The following is a 17,967-nucleotide window of genomic DNA, read 5'->3' as shown; positions in this document are numbered from 1 at the left end:
ATTACTGCTTCAATCCCCGCGTGAGTTCAGTTTTCAGATAATACCCGGTGTAGGATTCACTGTTTTCGGCTACTTCCTCGGGTGTTCCGGTACAGATCAGGGTTCCCCCTTTGTCTCCGCCTTCCGGACCGAGATCGATGATATGGTCGGCCTGTTTGATCACATCGAGATTGTGCTCAATCATACAGATGGTATTCCCTTTATCCACAAGCTCCTGAAGCACCTCCAGAAGCAGCTTCACATCGGCAAAATGCAACCCGGTCGTAGGTTCATCTATTATATAAAATGTCTTACCCGTACTTCTCTTTGATAGTTCGAGCGAGAGCTTCACTCTCTGAGCCTCGCCCCCCGACAGTGTGATAGCTGACTGTCCGAGATTGATATAGCCGAGTCCGACAGACATAAGCGTATCAACTTTTCTTTTTATCGCCGGGATGGCGGCGAAGAAATCGGAAGCCTCTTCCACTGACATCTCCAGAACTTCATAGATGTTTTTTCCCTTATAGCGGACATCGAGAGTCTCTCTGTTGAAACGCTTGCCTTTGCAGACATCGCAGGTGACATAGACATCGGGGAGAAAATGCATTTCGATTTTCTGCGTTCCCGCCCCCTGACACTGTTCACAGCGGCCGCCTTTCACGTTGAAGGAAAAGCGCCCGGCTTTATAGCCTCTTGCTTTGGATTCGGGCAGAGAGGCGAACAGCTCTCGGATAGGAGTAAAAAGCCCCACATAGGTCGCCGGGTTGGATCGCGGCGTCCGGCCTATGGCGCTCTGGTCTATGCTGATGACTTTGTCTATATTCCCGGTTCCCTCGACGGCATCGCATTCACCGACCCTCATGCGCGATCGATTGGTCGAATTATGAAGCATGGGGTAAAGGAGATCGCTCAGCAAAGTCGACTTTCCCGAACCGGAAACACCGGTGATAACGATCATCTTTCCCAGAGGAAATTCAACTGTGAGGTTTTTGAGATTATGCTCACGGGCTCCATGGATTATAATTTTCTCTCCATTACCTTCCCGTCTTTCACGATTGCTTTCTATGAAGATATCGCCGCTAAGGTATCGCCCTGTGAGACTGTTCGGATCGGAAAGGATTTTCTCAACCGGTCCTTCAGCCGTAACAGTCCCGCCGTGGATCCCAGCGCCGGGACCCATATCAACGATATAGTCAGCTGTTCGCAGAGTCTGTTCGTCGTGTTCGACGACAATCAGCGTATTTCCCAGATCGCGAAGATGTTTCAGCGTATCGATCAAGCGCTGATTATCCCTCTGGTGCAGACCGATAGTCGGCTCATCGAGAATGTAAAGGACTCCGACAAGGGAGGAACCGATCTGAGTGGCCAGACGTATTCTCTGAGCTTCCCCTCCCGAAAGCGTCGCTGCCTCGCGGTCGAGAGAGAGATATTCCAATCCCACGCTCTGGAGAAAAGAAAGCCTTTCGCGGATCTCTTTCATTATCTGTTCGGAAATATGTTTTTTTGTGGGATCCAGTTCCAGACCCTTAAAAAATTCGACAGCGTCCTTGACAGAATAAGAAGTCATCTGATGGATGTTCTTATCATCGATCTTCACGGCCAGGCTTTCCTCGCGCAGTCTTTTTCCGTTACAGGAACGGCAGTTCTGCTTGACCATGTATTTCTCGAGCCAGTCCTTGACACCGTCGGAACTGGATTCGCGGTACCGTCTCTTCAGATCGTGAATGATTCCTTTGTAGTTTGAGTTGTATTCAAAACGTCCCGTCCCCTCTCGGTTTTCATAGAGGATATCGATCTTGTCATCACTGCCGTCAAAGAGGACATCTATAATACTGTCAGGCAGTTCATCCAGAGGCGTATCAAGAGAAAATCCGTAGTGTTTGGCCAGCCCCTCGAACCAGCTTCTATGCCAGTTGGCATCGGGATTATAGGGCGCGATCCCTCCCTTGTTAAAAGAGAGGCTTTTATCAGGCATGATAAGATCCCGGTCGAATTCCATTGTCATTCCCAGACCGCTGCAGTCCGGACAGGCTCCGTAGGGGTTGTTAAAAGAGAACAGCCGCGGCTGCAGTTCCGGCATGCTGAAACCGCAATGGGGACAGGAATTTTTTTCGGAGAAAAACGTCTCCTCGTCTTCATTTTCCCCTTTTTTGACAGCAATGACTTTTCCGTCTGTAATTTCAAGGGCCGTCTCCACAGATTCAGCCAGCCTTTTTCTCGTTTCGGAACTGACTTTCAGACGGTCTATAACAATTTCAATGCTGTGCTTTTTGTTCTTTTCCAGTTCTATTTCATCATCGAGAGAGAGGATTTCTCCATCAACGCGCACCCTGGCAAATCCGGATTTTCTGGCATCGTCAAATACTTTCTGATGGAGACCTTTTCTGCCTTTGACTACCGGTGCAAGAATGATAATCCTGCTTCCCTCCGGATATTCGTGAACAGTGTCGATGATCTGATCGACTGACTGTTCTTTGATTTCAATACCGCAGGTCGGACAGTGGGCCGTACCTATTCTGGCAAACAGAAGCCTCAGGTAATCGTATATTTCTGTAATGGTTCCCACGGTGGACCGGGGATTTTTATGAGTTGTTTTCTGCTCGATGGATATGGCCGGCGACAGACCTTCGATATAATCGAGATCCGGCTTGTCCATCCGTCCGAGAAATTGTCTGGCGTAGGCTGAAAGAGATTCCACATACCGTCTCTGCCCTTCAGCAAAGATTGTATCAAAAGCGAGAGAGGACTTTCCGCTTCCGCTTTTACCTGAAATGACGACGAGCTTATCTCTAGGAATTTCCAGGTTTATATTTTTAAGGTTGTGTTCCCGGGCACCTTTTATAACGATTCTATCCATAAATATCAGAATATATTATAACGGAAAAAATAAGAATACCCGACTTGAAAATGCAAAGAAATCAAGGAGATGAGAGAAATATTAAAAAATGATATCAGTCGAATCAACCGAAGGCTCATCAAGCTGCTGCTCCGAACGCAATTTCCACATTCCGGCATCTTCATTCATATTAATGATTTCCCAGATTCTGAGGGCGGTTTCGGTATAACCTTCGGCATAAAGGGATGCCGCCAGATAATACATGGTCCTGAAGATTTCATAATCATCCATTAAGAGTTTTAATGATGGATCGGAAAATGATGTCTGAAGGCAGCAGGAAACGCCGGACAGATAATATTCAGGAGGCTTTGGGAGGAGCGTTGCGGCGTTTCTGAGCTGGTTATCCCTATCAATGACTTCCAGAGAATCGAGGTCTCTCATAAAGGAGAAGTCCTTTTCTTTGCGCCTGATAATTCTTTCCAGAGTGCCGAAGACATATTCACTGTGTTTTTCAACCAGTTCGTCGAAATCTTCGGGAAAGGTCAATTGCGGATCGCTGTCTCTCAGATAATCAATTGTAATGGAAAAAAAACTGAGGAGAGGATAAATCAGTTTTGCCGTCGCGGCCCTGTAATCACCTTTTTTGTAATAGTAGATGCCGAGTTGGTTGAATGCTTCTATGGAATATGTGAAGGTGTGCCGGAACAGCAGAAGAGTTCTGTCAATGCCGTCTCTTTTCAATGTGTTGATGGCCGGGCTTTCATTGGCGAGGGCGAGCTGATTGTTCTCCAGTTCATCCAGTATTATGCTGTTCAGAATCTGACTGTATGAATCGAGATCTCCCCGGTTCTTGTAGAGTTCGGCCAGTCTGTACTGTATTTCGTATTTCTGCTCGGGAATATGGAGTACACGTACCGCTTCCAATGCTTTCTGATACTGCTTTTCAGCCAGAATGTGTTCCCCTTCCTGCTCAAAAACCCGCCCTATCCAGTATTCCGCCTCGGGATACACGCCATGCCTTTCTATGAGCTTGTTAAAATGGTTCAGTGCTTCACCGTATTCTTTACGGCTGAAAAGATGGAGACCTCTCTCGTAGAGAAGCCACGATTCCATGGAGTCAAGCGAACCTATCGAAGCGGTTAGGGAATTGGCCGCTGCATCGTTCTCCTGAGCCGGAAGGCTGACAAAGGAAAATGAAAACAGCAGTGTAAAAATCAGAGTTGTTCTATTTCTTCGATAAATGCTTCTTTTGCCGTGCAAGCTGTTTCCCTCCGGATGATTTCACCTTTTTTAAAGATTGCAATGCTGTTTCCCACTCCGCTGATCCCTATATCGGCATGGGACGCTTCTCCGGGTCCGTTTACCATGCATCCCATGACAGCGACCGATATATCTTTATCGACAGAATAGAGATAATCCTGTATCTCTTCAGTAAAACTATGGGTGTCAAAGGATGACCGCCCACATTTAGGGCAGGAGATGAGATTGACCCTGGCCTGAGAATTGAGCCCCAGAACCGAAAGGATTTCATTTCCGGCGATGACTTCCTTGAGAGGGCTGTCGGAAATGGAAATTCTAATCGTGCTCCCGATGCCTTTTTCCAGGAGTCGGGAAAGTCCTATGGAACTTTTGACGATTGAGGGGATAAGAGGACCCGCTTCGGTAATTCCGAGATGGAGCGGATAATCATGTCGTGATGCGAAAAGACTGTTGGCTTCATAATTTTCTTCGATATCGGAAGACTTGAGAGATACGATGACATTCTCAAAACCAAGACTTTCCAGAAAATTAAGCTGTTCCTCCGCCGCCAGAACGAGAGCTTCTGCGCGATTATCCATATGCTTCAGCGATTTTGGTAGAGATCCCCCGTTAGCCCCTATCCTGATAACCGTGCCCGTATCGGCTGCTTTTTTGACAACTTCCTCTACTTTCCATGATGCGCCGATATTGCCGGGATTGATACGGATTTTGGGAAGCCCCTGATCCATACAGGCCAGGGCTATCTTATAATCGAAATGGATATCAGCCACAACGGGCATTGTGATTCTGCCGGCGATTTCTCCCAGCAGAGGAACCGACTCCAATGTCGGCGCGGCAAAACGGATCAGTCGGTTGCCGTATACCTGCAGCCTGTTGAGCTCGGAGATTAACTCACTGTCTACCTTTTCAACGGCTTTGTCCCACATCGTCTGAACGAGAACGGGGTTGTCTCCTCCCAGCTTTATATTTCCGATAGCAATCTCTCTCGTTTTATCCATCATATTTTCCTTATATGTTATCAAATCATAGCATAAAAACAGAATTATGCTCCACAGGTAAAGGGACTTAAGGGAGAGCCCTCTCAGGGTATTGCGGTAGCACTGATTAATATGTATAAATTAATGAAATATTTATTTTGCATTTAAAGAAAAAAAAGCAGGAGTCAATAATGAAAGTACTGACACTCAACTGCGGAAGTTCTTCAATAAAATTTCAGTTTATCAATCTGGAAAATGAAGACGTTATGGCAGACGGTGTTGTCGAGCGTATCGGGGAAGAAGATGCGCTTTACACATACAAAAGTGAAAAATACTCAGTGAAAAAACTGGAGATGCCCATTTCCGATCACACTGTGGGTATCAAAGAGATTCTCAAGAATCTTATGAGCGACAAACACGGCGTTATCAAAGACCAGTCGGAAATCGACGCGGTCGGCCACAGAATCGTTCACGGCGGAGAAGATTACGCCGATTCGGCAAAAATCAACGATGAAGTTATGAAGGTTCTGGATAAATGCTGCGAACTCGCGCCTCTTCACAACCCGGCTAACATCAAAGGTATCGAAGCTATAACCGAAGCCCTTCCCGATGTTCCCCAGGTAGGTGTATTCGATACGGCGTTCCACCAGACAATGCCTTCGAGAGCTTTCCTGTATGCTCTTCCCTACAACTATTACACTGATTATAAAATCAGAAAATACGGTTTTCACGGAACATCTCATAAATACGTAGCCCTCAAGGCGGCGGAGTTTGTCGGTAAAAAAGTTGAAGATCTCAAGATCATTACCTGCCACATCGGCAACGGAGCTTCTGTCTGCGCAATAGACGGAGGCAAATCGGTCGACACATCCATGGGCTTCACACCTCTCGAAGGTATCATGATGGGAACCAGATCGGGAGATATCGACCCCGCCATCCCCATGTACATGATGAACAACATGAAAATGAGCGCCGATGAGGTAAACAACGTTCTTAACAAACAGAGCGGTATGCTCGGACTTTCCGATATCAGCAATGATATGAGAGAGATCGAGGACAAAATTCTGAAAGAAAAGAACGATATGGCTATTCAGGCTTTTGAAGTGTATACCTATAAAATCAAGAAAATGATCGGTGCCTACGCGGCGGCCATGAACGGCGTCGACGTAATCGTCTTTACCGGAGGCGTCGGAGAGAAAATGCCGATTCTCAGAGAAGATGTCTGCGTCAACATGGAGTATCTCGGCATAAAATTCGACAGCAAGAGAAACGACAGCTTCGCCGACGGAACTTTCGAAGTCAGCACCGATGAATCCAGAGTGAAAGTACTGAAAGTCCAGACAAACGAAGAGCTGATGATCGCTCTCGAAACAAGAAAAGTTCTTTCATAAGAAAGAATATCAGAAAAATATCAGAACCGGCCTTTCATAATGCAGAGGCCGGTTTTTTCATTAATTTGACAAAATGCGTCGAAGGCATTGGCTTGTGGAAGAAATATCCCTGTATCATATCGCACTGCAGCGTTGCCAGAAGCAGATGCTGCTCCTCTTTTTCAACACCTTCGGCAACAACACGATACTGAAGAAAATGGGCGAGCTCAATTATCGTTTTAACGATATTGGAAGAAGCGTTGTCGGGAAGCGGATCTATGAAGGATTTATCGATTTTCAATGTGGTGACGGGGTAATCCTTAAGCTTGTTCAGTGAAGAATATCCTGTTCCGAAATCATCGATGGAAATGGAGTATCCTCTCTCAATCAAAAGGTGCATGATTTCCGTAGTTTTCTTCTCGTTTTCCATAATGCCGGTTTCGGTAATCTCGAATTCAATCAGATCCGGATCAATGTCATAGCGGTTCTGCAGCTCATCGATATAATCGATAAAACCTCTATCACTGAATTGCATAGGGGCCACATTTATGGAGATCTCAACTGGTTCAAGTCCCGAGTCTATCCATTCCCTTATCTGGCTGTAAGTTTTCTCCATAACGATTTTCCCGATTTCAATTATGGATCTGTTCCTTTCTGATATAGGGATAAACTGTCCCGGGGATACCATCCCCCTTTCTCTGTGAAACCATCGAATCAGAGCCTCGGCTCCGACCAGATTACCATCCAGATCGACCTTCGGCTGATAATAAACCGTGAAAGTTTTATCCTCGATGGCCTGGTATATCTCCTTTTCAATCTGAATGCGGTTTATGAGATCCTCATTCTGATTCTTGTTGAACATAGCGTATTTACGGTCGCGATTTTCCTTGCAGAGAAAAAGGGCAGCCTCGCTGTTCTTGATCAGTTCATCCTTGAGGGTTCCATCATGGGGATAGACACTGATTCCTATGGACACCGAAACAGCAATATCCCTCTGTTCGACCCAGAAAGGCGTTTCAAAACTGCCCATGGTTTTCTGCACTATGGCAATAACATCATCTTCCGATTTCATATCAGAAAAGAGAATGAGAAACTTGTCGCCCATCATGCGGGAGACGAAATCATCACCTCTGAAGTTGGATTTCAACCGCGAACCGATCTGTTTCAAAAGAATATCACCGAAAGATGTTCCGAACTGACCGTTTATATCCTTGAAGCTGTTTAATCCCAGGCACATAACGGCAAAAGATCTTTTTCTGGCAGCGGAGCGTTCAATCTCCTCGCTGATCTTCTCCGAAAACATCAGGAGATTCGGCAAACCTGTCAACTGATCGTAAAATTCAAAATACCGGGCTCTCTGTTCCGCCTGAATGTGCCTGGTCACATCCCTGTATATAAAGAGAATGCCTTCGATACCGGGATTGTTAAGGAGATCAGTGACGGTCACTTCCAGATTTCTCCACTCTCCGTCTTTATGGAGATATCGGTAATAAATGGTACTTTTATCTATACGGCCTTCTGTGATATTCCGGAAATTCTCAATGACCCGCTGAAGATCATCAGGATGAATCCGATCAAGGTTCATAGCTCCTTCGGAAAACTCCTCGGAACTGTATCCTGTAATATTTTCCGTCGAATTGCTGATAAATTTGTTATTACCATTTTTATCGAGAATGGTAATTCCGTCGAAAGCATATTCTACAATCGTTTTAAACTTCAATTCATTACCCATCAGAGCATTGCGGTAATGCCTGGCGACTTCCTGTTCTCTGCTGAGCTTACTGTTCCGGTTCTCAAGAGTTTTCTTGAGCTTGTATAATTTTGCAAAACTTTTCTCCAGATTATTTACAATTACGGAAACGGACGCACCGGTCAGAAAACTGGTGAGCATGGTATAAAACCCGATGGAATTCAAATCCAATGACAGCTTTCCCATGGAAAGAGCTTGAAATACGGCATATCTGTTGATGAAAACGATATTTCCGGCCAGCAACAGATATACGATAGCCGTTTTTCTGATACGGTATAAAAGAGCGGAAACAAGAACGCAGAGAAAAATCCAAAGATAAGCCCTGTATTGATTAACACCCGTTGCGGTAAAAAATGACATCATAGTAAAAATATAAAGAAAAAACGATTTATCAACGAGCCGCGACGGTTTCAGGAAATTAATGATCAGGATAATGAGCATCTGCAGAGACAGGAATAAGAGGAGCTGATAAAGCATTCCATTCTGATATAGTTGAGACTGAACGATAAGTGACGATCCCAAACTGAGAGCAATAAAAACCGGTTCGAAAAGAGACATATACCTGTAGCGTAGCGATTTTAAACCTTCATAGTTATTTTTTTCATGACGGAGAAAAAAAGAGACGATTTTCCAGGCAGGACCCCTTTTCATGACTATAAATTTAGTTGATAGATCAATAAAATTCCAACATAGAATACGAAAAGGATATTGAAACGGTAATGCAGGCGGAACAGAAAGCTCTCCAGATCATTTCTGCTTTTATGGAATCAGAAATAATTGATAAAAGCAAACTAGTCACGGAACTGAAAAAAAATGATTTGCTGGTAAAGACTGATGACGGGACATACACTCTCCGGTCAACTTCCGAATCGGAGCTGATGCATTCCAGAATCGGGGCTTTGAAAGAAGCATTTGAAAAATTCGCCTATCCTTCCGGAATAGCTGACAGAAAAAAACCAAAGTTACTCGATCTCTGCAGCGGCATGGGTTACAACAGCCTTGCAGCTCTGTCGTGCAATGATGAAACGGAAATACATCTGGTTGAGATGAGCCGCGAGTTGCTTTTTTTAGGATCCTGTCTTCCTCTGGAGATTGAAAGCAAAGAGATGTACGATCGGGCGGTCGATGGCTTTATTCAGAATCAGTTAAGCGGACAGTTGATTTTTCATTGCGGCGATGCGAGGGCCATCATTCCCGAATTGCCTGAAAAATACTTCGATATTGTTTTTCACGACGGTTTCTCACCCTCCAATGATCCCGTGCTTTATTCAGTAGAATTTCTGAGCCTTCTGAAGAGCCGCATATCCCGCGACGGAATCCTGATCTCCTATTCTTCTTCCATCCCCTTCCGAAAAGCTTTGTACGATGCTGAGTTCCATATTGGAGAAGGACCGGCTATTGGACGCCAGAGAGGAATAACCATAGCGGCCATTCGCAGTGATGACAAAAGGCTTTGCTCCCGCATACCACTCCATGATGAGATGTTAATGGCGCTGGCAACTGTCGGAACCCCCTTTAGAGATCCCGGTTTAAATAGTAGCGCTATGGAAATCTTTGAAAGAAGGAACCGGGAAAGAGAAGTATTGAGAAATAGCGGTAACTATCTTACTGTAAAGAAAATAAAAAATGATAAGATAGATCCATCCTATAAAAAAACAGCTTTGGAAGCACCCGATACGCGAACAGCCATAGGAGAATTAAATAAAATTTTATTGACAAACACAAAAATGTGAAATAATCTCACCTCAAGATTTTCGGGGTATGGTGAGCCTTGCAAGGCAATTCCAAACCGGCGGTTATAGCCCGCGACTCTATCGCAAAACGATAGACTGATCTGGTGGAACTCCAGAGCCGACGGTACAGTCCGGATGAAAGGAAATCGAATCGTTTATGATATCAATACACCCCCTGATTCCGTCAGGGGGTTTTCTTTTTTACCCCCGGCGTCTGATTTTTTAATCGGGGGATAAATGAACCACCAAAACTTTATGACAAGGGCTCTGGAACTGGCATCTCTCGCCATAGGATCGGTCTCTCCCAATCCAGCAGTCGGAGCTGTACTGGTAAAAAATGGAAGAATTATCGGGGAAGGTTGTCACAGAGGACCGGGATCTCTTCATGCTGAAATCGATGCTATAGAGAATGCTTCCGAATCTGTTTCGGGTGCGACACTCTTCTGCACTCTCGAACCCTGCTGTACCGTTTATCCAGGAAAACGACAACCGCCCTGTACCGACAGAATCATTGCGGAAAAAATCAGGGAAGTCGTGATTGCCGCAAATGATCCCAATCCGCATGTAAACGGTATGGGGGTCGCCAGACTGAAATCCCGGGGAATTACTGTCAGAGAAGGACTTTTGAAAGATGAAGCGGAAAAGCTCAATGAAGTTTTCAATGTAAACCAGAAGGAACAGAGGGCATTTGTTCATTTGAAAATAGCCCAGACTCTGGATGGGAGAATTGCTACATCGGGAGGCGATTCCAAGTGGATTACCGATGAAGATGCCAGAAGAGATGTACATCGGTACCGGTCCCTATATGATTCCGTTCTGGTCGGAGCCGGCACAGTCCGGGCAGATAACCCCAAACTGAATTCGCGACTTATTGATATGGGGAAAAATCCCATAAGAATAGTTCTCAGCAGATCGCTCGACTTCCCTCAAGAACGGGAGATATTCAGCGACGATGACAGGACCCGGACCATTGTAGTCACCAGTCCTGACAGCCGGAAAAAGAAAAAGCTTTATTTTACTGAAAAAGGAATAGAAGTTCTGGAGTTCACAGATCTCCCGCATCTTCTCCAAAGGCTTTACAGAAAGGGAATCTGTTCCGTTTTTGTTGAAGGAGGAAAGGCGGTATACACATCATTTCTGCAACAACAGGCTTATGACCGCTTATCAATCTACACGGCTCCTCTGATATGCGGAACGGGAATCGATGCCGTGGGAAACCTGCAGACAGGTCTGATGAATCAATCTCTGAGATTCGGAAAAACAGAATTCGAGATGATCAACAATCAAACAGTCTTTCACGGATGGAGGTTTTGAATGTTTACAGGATTGATAGAGGAAACAGGTACTGTGCTCACACTGTCCAGGGTCAGCATGGGATTGAAAGCATCTTATCAGGCCCATATGGTTCTTGAGAACACAAAGATAGGCGATTCCATCAGTGTTAACGGGATCTGCCAGACAGTTACGGACATGGGAGGCTCATTTTTTGTAACAGATATTTCCGCAGAAACTCTCAGAAAGACAAATGCCGGATCCATGAAAACAGGAGAGATCGTCAACCTGGAAAGGGCTATGGCTCTTGGTGAACGTCTTGGCGGCCATCTTGTTCAGGGGCATGTCAATGGAACAGCGGAAATAAGAAACATAAGGAAGGAGGGAGAAATGTATCGATTGACTCTAGACGTCCCCTCAGTATTGATGAAGTACATGATTGACGAAGGTTCGATTGCTGTGGATGGAATCAGCCTGACAATAGCCAGCGCAGAGAGAAAAACCAATAGGATTCAACTGCAGATTATTCCTCATACTTATGAAAAAACAACTCTGGCCATCCGTAAAAACAGGGACCGCGTCAATATTGAAACGGATATGCTTGGACGATATGTGGAGAATTTGATGAGTTATCAAATGAAAACAGATATTTCTACAAATCAACTGACACAATGGGGATATGGACAATGAATGTGAAAAAGAGGATTGAAAGCGCGTTGGAACATTACCGTTCCGGCGGGATGATCATCGTAACAGATGATTTTGAAAGAGAGAACGAAGGAGATCTGATGGTATCAGCGCAATGCATTACCGTAGATCAGATTTCTTTCATGGCGAAGTACGGAAGAGGATTGATCTGTCTTCCCATAGAGAAATCGACCGCGGAAAGACTGAATCTTCCACTCATGAGCCGTTCGAACAGCAGTCAGTATTCAACTGCCTTTACGATTTCAGTCGATGCTGCGGAGGGAACGACAACGGGGATTTCAGCTTTTGACAGACTTTTGACAATCCAGACTATTATTAACTGTCAAAGCGAGGAGGCTGACCTGCTCCGTCCCGGACACCTTTTTCCGCTGATAGCAGCGGAGGGAGGACTTAAAGAAAGAAAGGGTCATACGGAAGCCGCTGTGGAAATAAGCCGGTACGTCGGTCACCATCCTTCGGGAGTTATCTGCGAAATCATGAGCGATGACGGTACGATGACCAGAGGAAAAGACCTGGAGGCTTTCGCCCGCACACACAATCTGCCGCTTATTTCGATAGAAGAGATGGAAGAGTTTTTTTACAGTAAAGAAGAAGAGCCTGTCTTTCTACCGACCGATAAGGGTACTTTTGAACTTTACTGCTTCTCTTCCGGTCTATCCGAACATATGCCGCATATTGCTCTTGTCCATAAACAGGCCGATTTGTCCGGTCCTATAACAGTCAGACTTCACAGCGAATGTCTTACCGGCGATATCTTCGGATCCCAGAGGTGTGACTGCGGAAATCAGCTTAAGAAAGCTCTGGAAATACTCAACGAGAAAAGAGGCATCCTGCTCTACATGAGGCAGGAAGGCCGAGGAATCGGTCTCGTCAATAAAATGAAAGCCTACAGGCTGCAGGAAGCTGGTTGCGACACGGTGGATGCCAATATCAAGCTCGGTTTTTCACCTGATGAAAGGAATTACGAAGATGCGGCTCATATTCTGAAAAAACTGGGAATCAAAGAAGTGGAACTGCTGACGAACAATCCTTTGAAAGTCGAAGGATTGATTCAATCGGGTATCAAAGTGAACAGAAGGATTCCTCTGGAAAGCACAGCGACACCTTACAGCAGATATTACCTGGAAACAAAGAAAGAAAGAATGAAGCATATTCTGGAAATTAGGGAGGCTATTTAATGGAAATCTCAGGACATCTAACAGGCAGTGGCAGGAAATTCGCCATCGTCGTATCCCGTTTTAATGATTTGATAACAGGAAAATTACAGGAGGGAGCAATGGACTGTCTCTTGCGGCATGGCGCGAAAGAAAAGGACATTGATCTCGTGAAAGTACCGGGCGCCCTTGAAATTCCTCTGGCCGCCGATAAGCTGGCCGCTTCGGGAAAATACGACGCAGTTATCGCTCTGGGAGCAGTTATCCGTGGAGCGACCGCCCATTTCGATATTGTGGCATCAGAATCGGCCAAAGGGCTGGCCACAATTTCACTGGGCAGAGGAGTTCCCGTAATAAACGGCATCATGACAACGGAGAACATCGAGCAGGCGCTGGAGAGAGCCGGAACCAAAGCGGGCAATAAAGGCTGGGACGCTGCTATGTCAGCTATTGAAATGGCGGATCTTACAGGGAAGCTTTAAATCTTAAACCGAGATTGATAAGCCCCGATTTTTGACATAAGATAATGATATGAAACATTTTCTCTATCTGTCATTTTTCATTGCTGTTATCTTCTCTGCAAGTCCTCAGAACGCTCCGGCCTGGGTCGACAGTTTCCCCTATTCCCCGGAATTCTACACGGGAATCGGATCGTCCAACCTCGGAAACCGTTCCGATGATTACCAACGGGCTCTGGCTCAGGCAAGAATGAATCTCGCAGCGGAGATATCGACAAGCATTTCCGCTGAAACAATAATTGAAACAGAAGACAGAGGCAATGGAAATACCCGAAGCGCTTTTTATGAGAAACTGAATCAATCGGTTGAACAGAATCTGAAAGAATGGGAGATCGTCGATACATGGTATTCGGAAAAACAGGGATTCTGGGTTTATGTGAGGCTGAATAAAAACCGTTGGATGCAGATACAGGAAGAAGAAACTTCCCAGCTGCTTCAGAGGATCCAGCAGATTCTCAAGGATGATTATTTTACACCTGCCCGGACAACAGCCGATAAATTCAATCTGTTGGCAACCGCAGCACAGGTGCTTGTAACGTCTCCTTATGGAATGGTACTTTCCGGATCAATCGGAGGAGTCTATACCGGCAATATAAATGATTTCATACTCTCTGAGATTTACCGTCTGGGAACATCAATCGAAATAGACGGTAAATCACAGGAGAGAGAAACGACTTTGAATAAGGGAGCGGAACTAATCATTTCCTGCCGGTCAGGAGAAAATTATCCAGGGAAGCTGCCTTTAAAAATAGAAAATTCCCTAACAGGATTTCTGTACAGCCAAACCGATATAAACGGCACGGCCCGCATAGCGCTTGGCAGCGATATGCTTCAGACCGGAGCCAACAGTATAAAAATCATCATTGATTTCGACAGGTTTGGTTTTCCCATGGAAAATATGTACAGCAAAGCTTTTTTCCGGGATGAAACAATCCGGGAAATCACTGTGCTCTCTTCCCGGATATTCCTCTCTGTCGAATCGAACAAGGAAACAACGATTTCTACAGAAAACAGTATAAGAGCCATATTCAGCGGCGAGAACCGTATTTTTGAGATCGCAGACGATCGCAACAGTTCTGACTTTTCACTGATTTTCACTCTGACCTATTCCGAATTTCCTCAGGTTCTTGAAAACGCACCGCTTATGGCGGGTTTACGAGGACACATCAGCTTGAGAAAGGATAGCACCGTACTCTATGAATACGAAACAGAACTGTTTAAAGACGGCGGACTGACTTACAGTCAGGCAAATGAACGTGTATTCCGTAAAATGATTTCCCGATTGTCTGCCGAAGCACCTTTTATCAGAGAAATAGAAAGAGTCATTTCCGAGTAATTCGTATTTCGTAATAATTATCTATCCAATTTTCGCTATCCTCTTTTTTCTGCATTTTTTTCCTTGACATCTGCAATAAACAGATCAACAATGATCTACATTCAGGGAGGATTTATGAAGGGAAGCGATCTTGCGGCCGCGCTGTTCGGCATACTAATTGCCTTTTTCTTTATATACGAACCAACCAGAGACTTATATCTTCAGGCTTATAACAAACTTCCCGCCCTTATATCTTTTCTTAAATTTGCCGTGCTGGCTACGTCCGGTGAAATGCTGGTTCTCAGAATCAAGAAGGGCACTTATCTGGAAAAAGACTTCGGCCTTCTGCCTAAAATGATTATCTGGGGTTTTCTGGGCGTATTTATCTATATGGCTTTCGGAATTTTTTCCCATGGCGTGCCAGCCCTTTTCCCCATGGTTGAGAATCGTTTCTTCACAGCATTTCTTATTTCTCTGCTGATGAATGTGATCTTCGCGCCGCTCATGATGCTCACACATCATCTGACAGATTTACATATCAGTAAGGGATCGGGGATCTTCAAATTGTCGACGTTCTCTCCATTGAGCCTGTTAAAAGAAGCGGACTGGGAAAAAATGTGGTCTTTTGTTTTTGCCAAAACCATCCCTTTTTTCTGGATTCCGGCTCATACGGTCACGTTTCTGCTCCCGACCCAATACCGAACTTTATTTGCAGCCCTATTGTCAATCGCATTGGGCCTGCTCCTCGCTTTGAGCGGCAGGAAACAAAAAACTTAGAAATAAATACTAATTTAAGAAAATAATTTAAAAAAAACATTTACAAATTTTATTTAAAACAATTTACTGATTTCTAATCCTTACTCACTCTACCGGATGGGCCGGTAGAGTTTTTTTTCAGGAAGATATGGAAGCTAATATAAAAAAGGAATATCTGTTCATCTCTTTCTACAATCTGGATTTAACAAGAGGAATCTGGATGATCTATCTGGCCATGAGAGGATTTTCTCTCATAGAGCTGGGCATGCTCGAGAGTTCGTTTCACATCACATCCTTTCTCATGGAAATCCCGACTGGTGCCGTAGCCGATCTCTGGAGCCGCAAAGCGTCACGGATTCTCGGCCGTGTTTTTTACCTGTCCAGTCTTTTCATACTCTTTCTGGCTACAGGATTTGCTTTCCAGCTATTGGGCTTCGTTCTCTGCGCCATCGGCTACAATCTTGAATCCGGAGCCGGAGAGGCGCTTCTCTACGACTCTCTCGATATGAAGACACGGGAATCCCGGTACATGAAAATCCTCGGTATCAAGGAATTCATCATACAGGCTTCGAGTATTTTAGCTCTTCTGGTCGGAGGGTTTCTTGCAACAAGGGGATATGATCTGGTTTTCGCTCTCTCTATCACTGTCGTCATTCTGTCTCTCTTAACGGCATTCAGCTTCAGGGAACCGATAGTCCATCAGGAAATCAAAAGTATAGAAGGCCTTCATTGGATCAAGAAGTTAAAAAAGCAAACCCTGGAAAGCTTGAAAGTCGTAAAGTCGCGGAGACAAATTGCTTTTTATTTAATCTTTTCCGAATTGATTTTCTCATTTACAGTGAGCTTATTCTTTTATCTTCAGAATTACTGGAAAAACATCGGGTTTTCTGAGTTTCATATAGGCGCTGTTTTTGCCGGAGCTTCCCTTCTGTCGGGACTAACCAGCCTTTTTGCACAAAAGATAGAACAAAAGATGGGCGGAGAAAGAAAATTGATTCTCATTCTTCCCCTTTTTCTCCTTATGTCCCTCTGGGGTATAGCTCTCAGCCCCTGGAAGTTTCCTTTCTACCTGGTCATAGGTTTTATGGAAGGTCTGCTGCTGGTGGCTATCAGTCATTACATAAACAGACTGATTCCACAGGAATACAGAGCGACAGTGTTATCCTTCCAGAGCATGATCTTCAGCTTTTTCATGATTGCTCTTTTTCCCCTGATAGGCTGGCTGGGTGAAACCTTCAGTTTGAACACGGCTTTTCTGATTATGGCTATAACAGGTTCGTTAATCAGTGTGTTTTATTATAGCTTCAGGATTATGACTAAAGAGAAAAACTCTTGAAATAGTCGATAACATGAGTGTTCTGGTTCTCTTCCGCTATATCCATAATCGTCTGCTTATCCTTATTAACGATGGAAAGATCGGCCTTTTTTTCTTCAACCAGATATTTAATGACATCGAGATGGCCCTCGAGACAGGCGTACATGACCGGGGTACTGCCGCTGAAGCTCATGGAATTGACAGAAATCCCACACTCTTCAACCAGATATTTTACCATATCAAGATGCCCGTGAATGGAAGCGAAAATGAGATAGTTCCATCCGTCACCATCTGAATAATCTTTATTATAACCCAGCTCATCAAGGAGAAGGCTGACCGTGGAAAGCTGATTGCCTTCAATGGCATGCATAACGGTGTTCATCCCCCGGAGACAAAGAATGTCCCTATCGGCACCAGCTTCGTTAATAAGATAGCTTACAACCTGATCAGCGCCGCTGCGGGCGGCGCTCATGAGAACGGTGCAACCGTGACGGTCGATCTGATTTACAGAAGCCTTTCTTTCCTCTACGAAATATTTCAAGATTTCCAGATGATTGCTTTCTGCAGCATAGAACACCGGGTCGGCCCCCCGGTTGCTTTTCTTGCCGATATCCATTTTGCATTCTTCAACCAGATATCTGACGATAGACAGAGATCCGCCGGAGACAGCTTTTTTCAGGACAGTCCAGCCCCTTTTGCTTTCAAGATTTATATTAGCCCCTTTACCGATAAGAAAGCGGACTATCTCTTCGTGGCAATGGCCGGCGGCAAACATCAGGGCAGTCCTGCCGAAATGGTCTTTCTGATCGATAAAGATTTCATCATCTTCAAGAAGAAATCCGACAAGATCCAACCGGCCCCATCGGCAGGCAGACATGAGAATGGTTTTTCCGTCTTCACTTGTATGATTTTTTATTTTTCCATATTCGATAAGTTTCCGGATATCGTCCAGCGACGCACCCTTTTCAATTTCACCGAGGATTTCATATATAATCTGCAAAGCATTCTCCCAATCTTTTATGCT

The 17,967-nt window shown here is 44.9% G+C and carries 14 protein-coding genes and 1 riboswitch; of the genes, 9 read left to right on the top strand and 5 right to left on the bottom strand.

Features of this window, described 5'->3' with window-relative positions; translation table 11 throughout:
• Position 1 precedes the first annotated feature (1 nt).
• The 3 genes from uvrA to ispG all read right to left on the bottom strand — a co-directional run bounded on the left by uvrA (position 2) and on the right by ispG (position 5,073).
• Positions 2 to 2,836: an excinuclease ABC subunit UvrA gene (gene uvrA, locus HNR50_RS00855; RefSeq protein ID WP_184742466.1), complete on the bottom strand. Its 2,835-nt coding sequence runs from the start codon at positions 2,834 to 2,836 to the stop codon at positions 2 to 4.
• An 81-nt stretch (positions 2,837 to 2,917) separates the two neighbouring features.
• Complete coding sequence (locus HNR50_RS00850; RefSeq protein WP_184742464.1) at positions 2,918 to 4,075, bottom strand: tetratricopeptide repeat protein; 1,158 nt, start codon at positions 4,073 to 4,075, stop codon at positions 2,918 to 2,920.
• Positions 4,030 to 5,073, bottom strand: coding sequence for a flavodoxin-dependent (E)-4-hydroxy-3-methylbut-2-enyl-diphosphate synthase (gene ispG, locus HNR50_RS00845; protein ID WP_184744424.1), 1,044 nt, complete (start codon positions 5,071 to 5,073; stop codon positions 4,030 to 4,032). The genes HNR50_RS00850 and ispG overlap by 46 nt, the downstream gene beginning before the upstream one ends.
• A 170-nt stretch (positions 5,074 to 5,243) precedes the next feature.
• Between ispG and HNR50_RS00840 the strand changes: the two genes are divergently transcribed.
• Positions 5,244 to 6,443, top strand: a complete 1,200-nt coding sequence (locus HNR50_RS00840) for an acetate/propionate family kinase (protein ID WP_184742462.1) — start codon at positions 5,244 to 5,246, stop codon at positions 6,441 to 6,443.
• A 34-nt stretch (positions 6,444 to 6,477) separates the two neighbouring features.
• On the opposite strand, the gene HNR50_RS00835 is transcribed toward HNR50_RS00840, so the two are convergent.
• Positions 6,478 to 8,823, bottom strand: coding sequence for a putative bifunctional diguanylate cyclase/phosphodiesterase (locus HNR50_RS00835; RefSeq protein WP_184742460.1), 2,346 nt, complete (start codon positions 8,821 to 8,823; stop codon positions 6,478 to 6,480).
• Positions 8,824 to 8,891: 68 nt separating this feature from the next.
• On the opposite strand from HNR50_RS00835, the gene HNR50_RS00830 reads away from it, so the two are divergent.
• The 8 genes from HNR50_RS00830 to HNR50_RS00795 all read left to right on the top strand — a co-directional run bounded on the left by HNR50_RS00830 (position 8,892) and on the right by HNR50_RS00795 (position 16,964).
• Entirely contained in the window at positions 8,892 to 9,905 is a 1,014-nt protein-coding gene (locus HNR50_RS00830) for an MnmC family methyltransferase (protein ID WP_184742458.1), read from the top strand.
• 13 nt (positions 9,906 to 9,918) lie between these two features.
• Positions 9,919 to 10,056, top strand: a riboswitch (FMN riboswitch).
• An 86-nt stretch (positions 10,057 to 10,142) separates the two neighbouring features.
• Positions 10,143 to 11,219: a bifunctional diaminohydroxyphosphoribosylaminopyrimidine deaminase/5-amino-6-(5-phosphoribosylamino)uracil reductase RibD gene (gene ribD, locus HNR50_RS00825; RefSeq protein WP_184742456.1), complete on the top strand. Its 1,077-nt coding sequence runs from the start codon at positions 10,143 to 10,145 to the stop codon at positions 11,217 to 11,219.
• Complete coding sequence (locus HNR50_RS00820; RefSeq protein ID WP_184742454.1) at positions 11,220 to 11,867, top strand: riboflavin synthase; 648 nt, start codon at positions 11,220 to 11,222, stop codon at positions 11,865 to 11,867.
• Entirely contained in the window at positions 11,864 to 13,063 is a 1,200-nt protein-coding gene (ribB, locus tag HNR50_RS00815; protein WP_221439768.1) for a 3,4-dihydroxy-2-butanone-4-phosphate synthase, read from the top strand. Before HNR50_RS00820 ends, ribB begins: the two co-directional genes overlap by 4 nt.
• Complete coding sequence (gene ribH / locus HNR50_RS00810; RefSeq protein WP_184742452.1) at positions 13,063 to 13,521, top strand: 6,7-dimethyl-8-ribityllumazine synthase; 459 nt, start codon at positions 13,063 to 13,065, stop codon at positions 13,519 to 13,521. The genes ribB and ribH overlap by 1 nt, the downstream gene beginning before the upstream one ends.
• Positions 13,522 to 13,570: 49 nt before the next feature.
• Complete coding sequence (locus HNR50_RS00805) at positions 13,571 to 14,893, top strand: LPP20 family lipoprotein (protein ID WP_184742450.1); 1,323 nt, start codon at positions 13,571 to 13,573, stop codon at positions 14,891 to 14,893.
• A 114-nt stretch (positions 14,894 to 15,007) separates the two neighbouring features.
• Positions 15,008 to 15,649: a hypothetical protein gene (locus tag HNR50_RS00800; RefSeq protein ID WP_184742448.1), complete on the top strand. Its 642-nt coding sequence runs from the start codon at positions 15,008 to 15,010 to the stop codon at positions 15,647 to 15,649.
• A gap of 127 nt (positions 15,650 to 15,776) precedes the next feature.
• Positions 15,777 to 16,964, top strand: coding sequence for an MFS transporter (locus tag HNR50_RS00795; RefSeq protein WP_184742446.1), 1,188 nt, complete (start codon positions 15,777 to 15,779; stop codon positions 16,962 to 16,964).
• On the opposite strand, the gene HNR50_RS00790 is transcribed toward HNR50_RS00795, so the two are convergent.
• Positions 16,945 to 17,943 carry an ankyrin repeat domain-containing protein gene (locus HNR50_RS00790; RefSeq protein ID WP_184742443.1) on the bottom strand — a complete coding sequence of 333 codons (999 nt, stop codon included), beginning with the start codon at positions 17,941 to 17,943 and terminating at the stop codon, positions 16,945 to 16,947. The genes HNR50_RS00795 and HNR50_RS00790 overlap by 20 nt on opposite strands.
• Positions 17,944 to 17,967 lie beyond the last annotated feature (24 nt).

Origin of the sequence: Spirochaeta isovalerica, from assembly GCF_014207565.1 — a bacterium.
Classification (GTDB): Bacteria; Spirochaetota; Spirochaetia; order DSM-2461; family DSM-2461; genus Spirochaeta_F; species Spirochaeta_F isovalerica.
This window is presented reverse-complemented; position numbering and strand designations above follow the sequence as displayed.

Bases quoted from the DNA above. Each gene is read 5' to 3' on its own strand.
- uvrA (WP_184742466.1), bottom strand. From the start codon at position 2,836: ATGGATAGAATCGTTATAAAAGGTGCCCGGGAACACAACCTTAAAAAT.
- ispG (WP_184744424.1), bottom strand. From the start codon at position 5,073: ATGGATAAAACGAGAGAGATTGCTATCGGAAATATAAAGCTGGGAGGA.
- HNR50_RS00840 (WP_184742462.1), top strand. From the start codon at position 5,244: ATGAAAGTACTGACACTCAACTGCGGAAGTTCTTCAATAAAATTTCAG.
- HNR50_RS00835 (WP_184742460.1), bottom strand. From the start codon at position 8,823: ATGAAAAGGGGTCCTGCCTGGAAAATCGTCTCTTTTTTTCTCCGTCAT.
- HNR50_RS00830 (WP_184742458.1), top strand. From the start codon at position 8,892: ATGCAGGCGGAACAGAAAGCTCTCCAGATCATTTCTGCTTTTATGGAA.
- ribD (WP_184742456.1), top strand. From the start codon at position 10,143: ATGAACCACCAAAACTTTATGACAAGGGCTCTGGAACTGGCATCTCTC.
- HNR50_RS00820 (WP_184742454.1), top strand. From the start codon at position 11,220: ATGTTTACAGGATTGATAGAGGAAACAGGTACTGTGCTCACACTGTCC.
- ribB (WP_221439768.1), top strand. From the start codon at position 11,864: ATGAATGTGAAAAAGAGGATTGAAAGCGCGTTGGAACATTACCGTTCC.
- ribH (WP_184742452.1), top strand. From the start codon at position 13,063: ATGGAAATCTCAGGACATCTAACAGGCAGTGGCAGGAAATTCGCCATC.
- HNR50_RS00805 (WP_184742450.1), top strand. From the start codon at position 13,571: ATGAAACATTTTCTCTATCTGTCATTTTTCATTGCTGTTATCTTCTCT.
- HNR50_RS00800 (WP_184742448.1), top strand. From the start codon at position 15,008: ATGAAGGGAAGCGATCTTGCGGCCGCGCTGTTCGGCATACTAATTGCC.
- HNR50_RS00795 (WP_184742446.1), top strand. From the start codon at position 15,777: ATGGAAGCTAATATAAAAAAGGAATATCTGTTCATCTCTTTCTACAAT.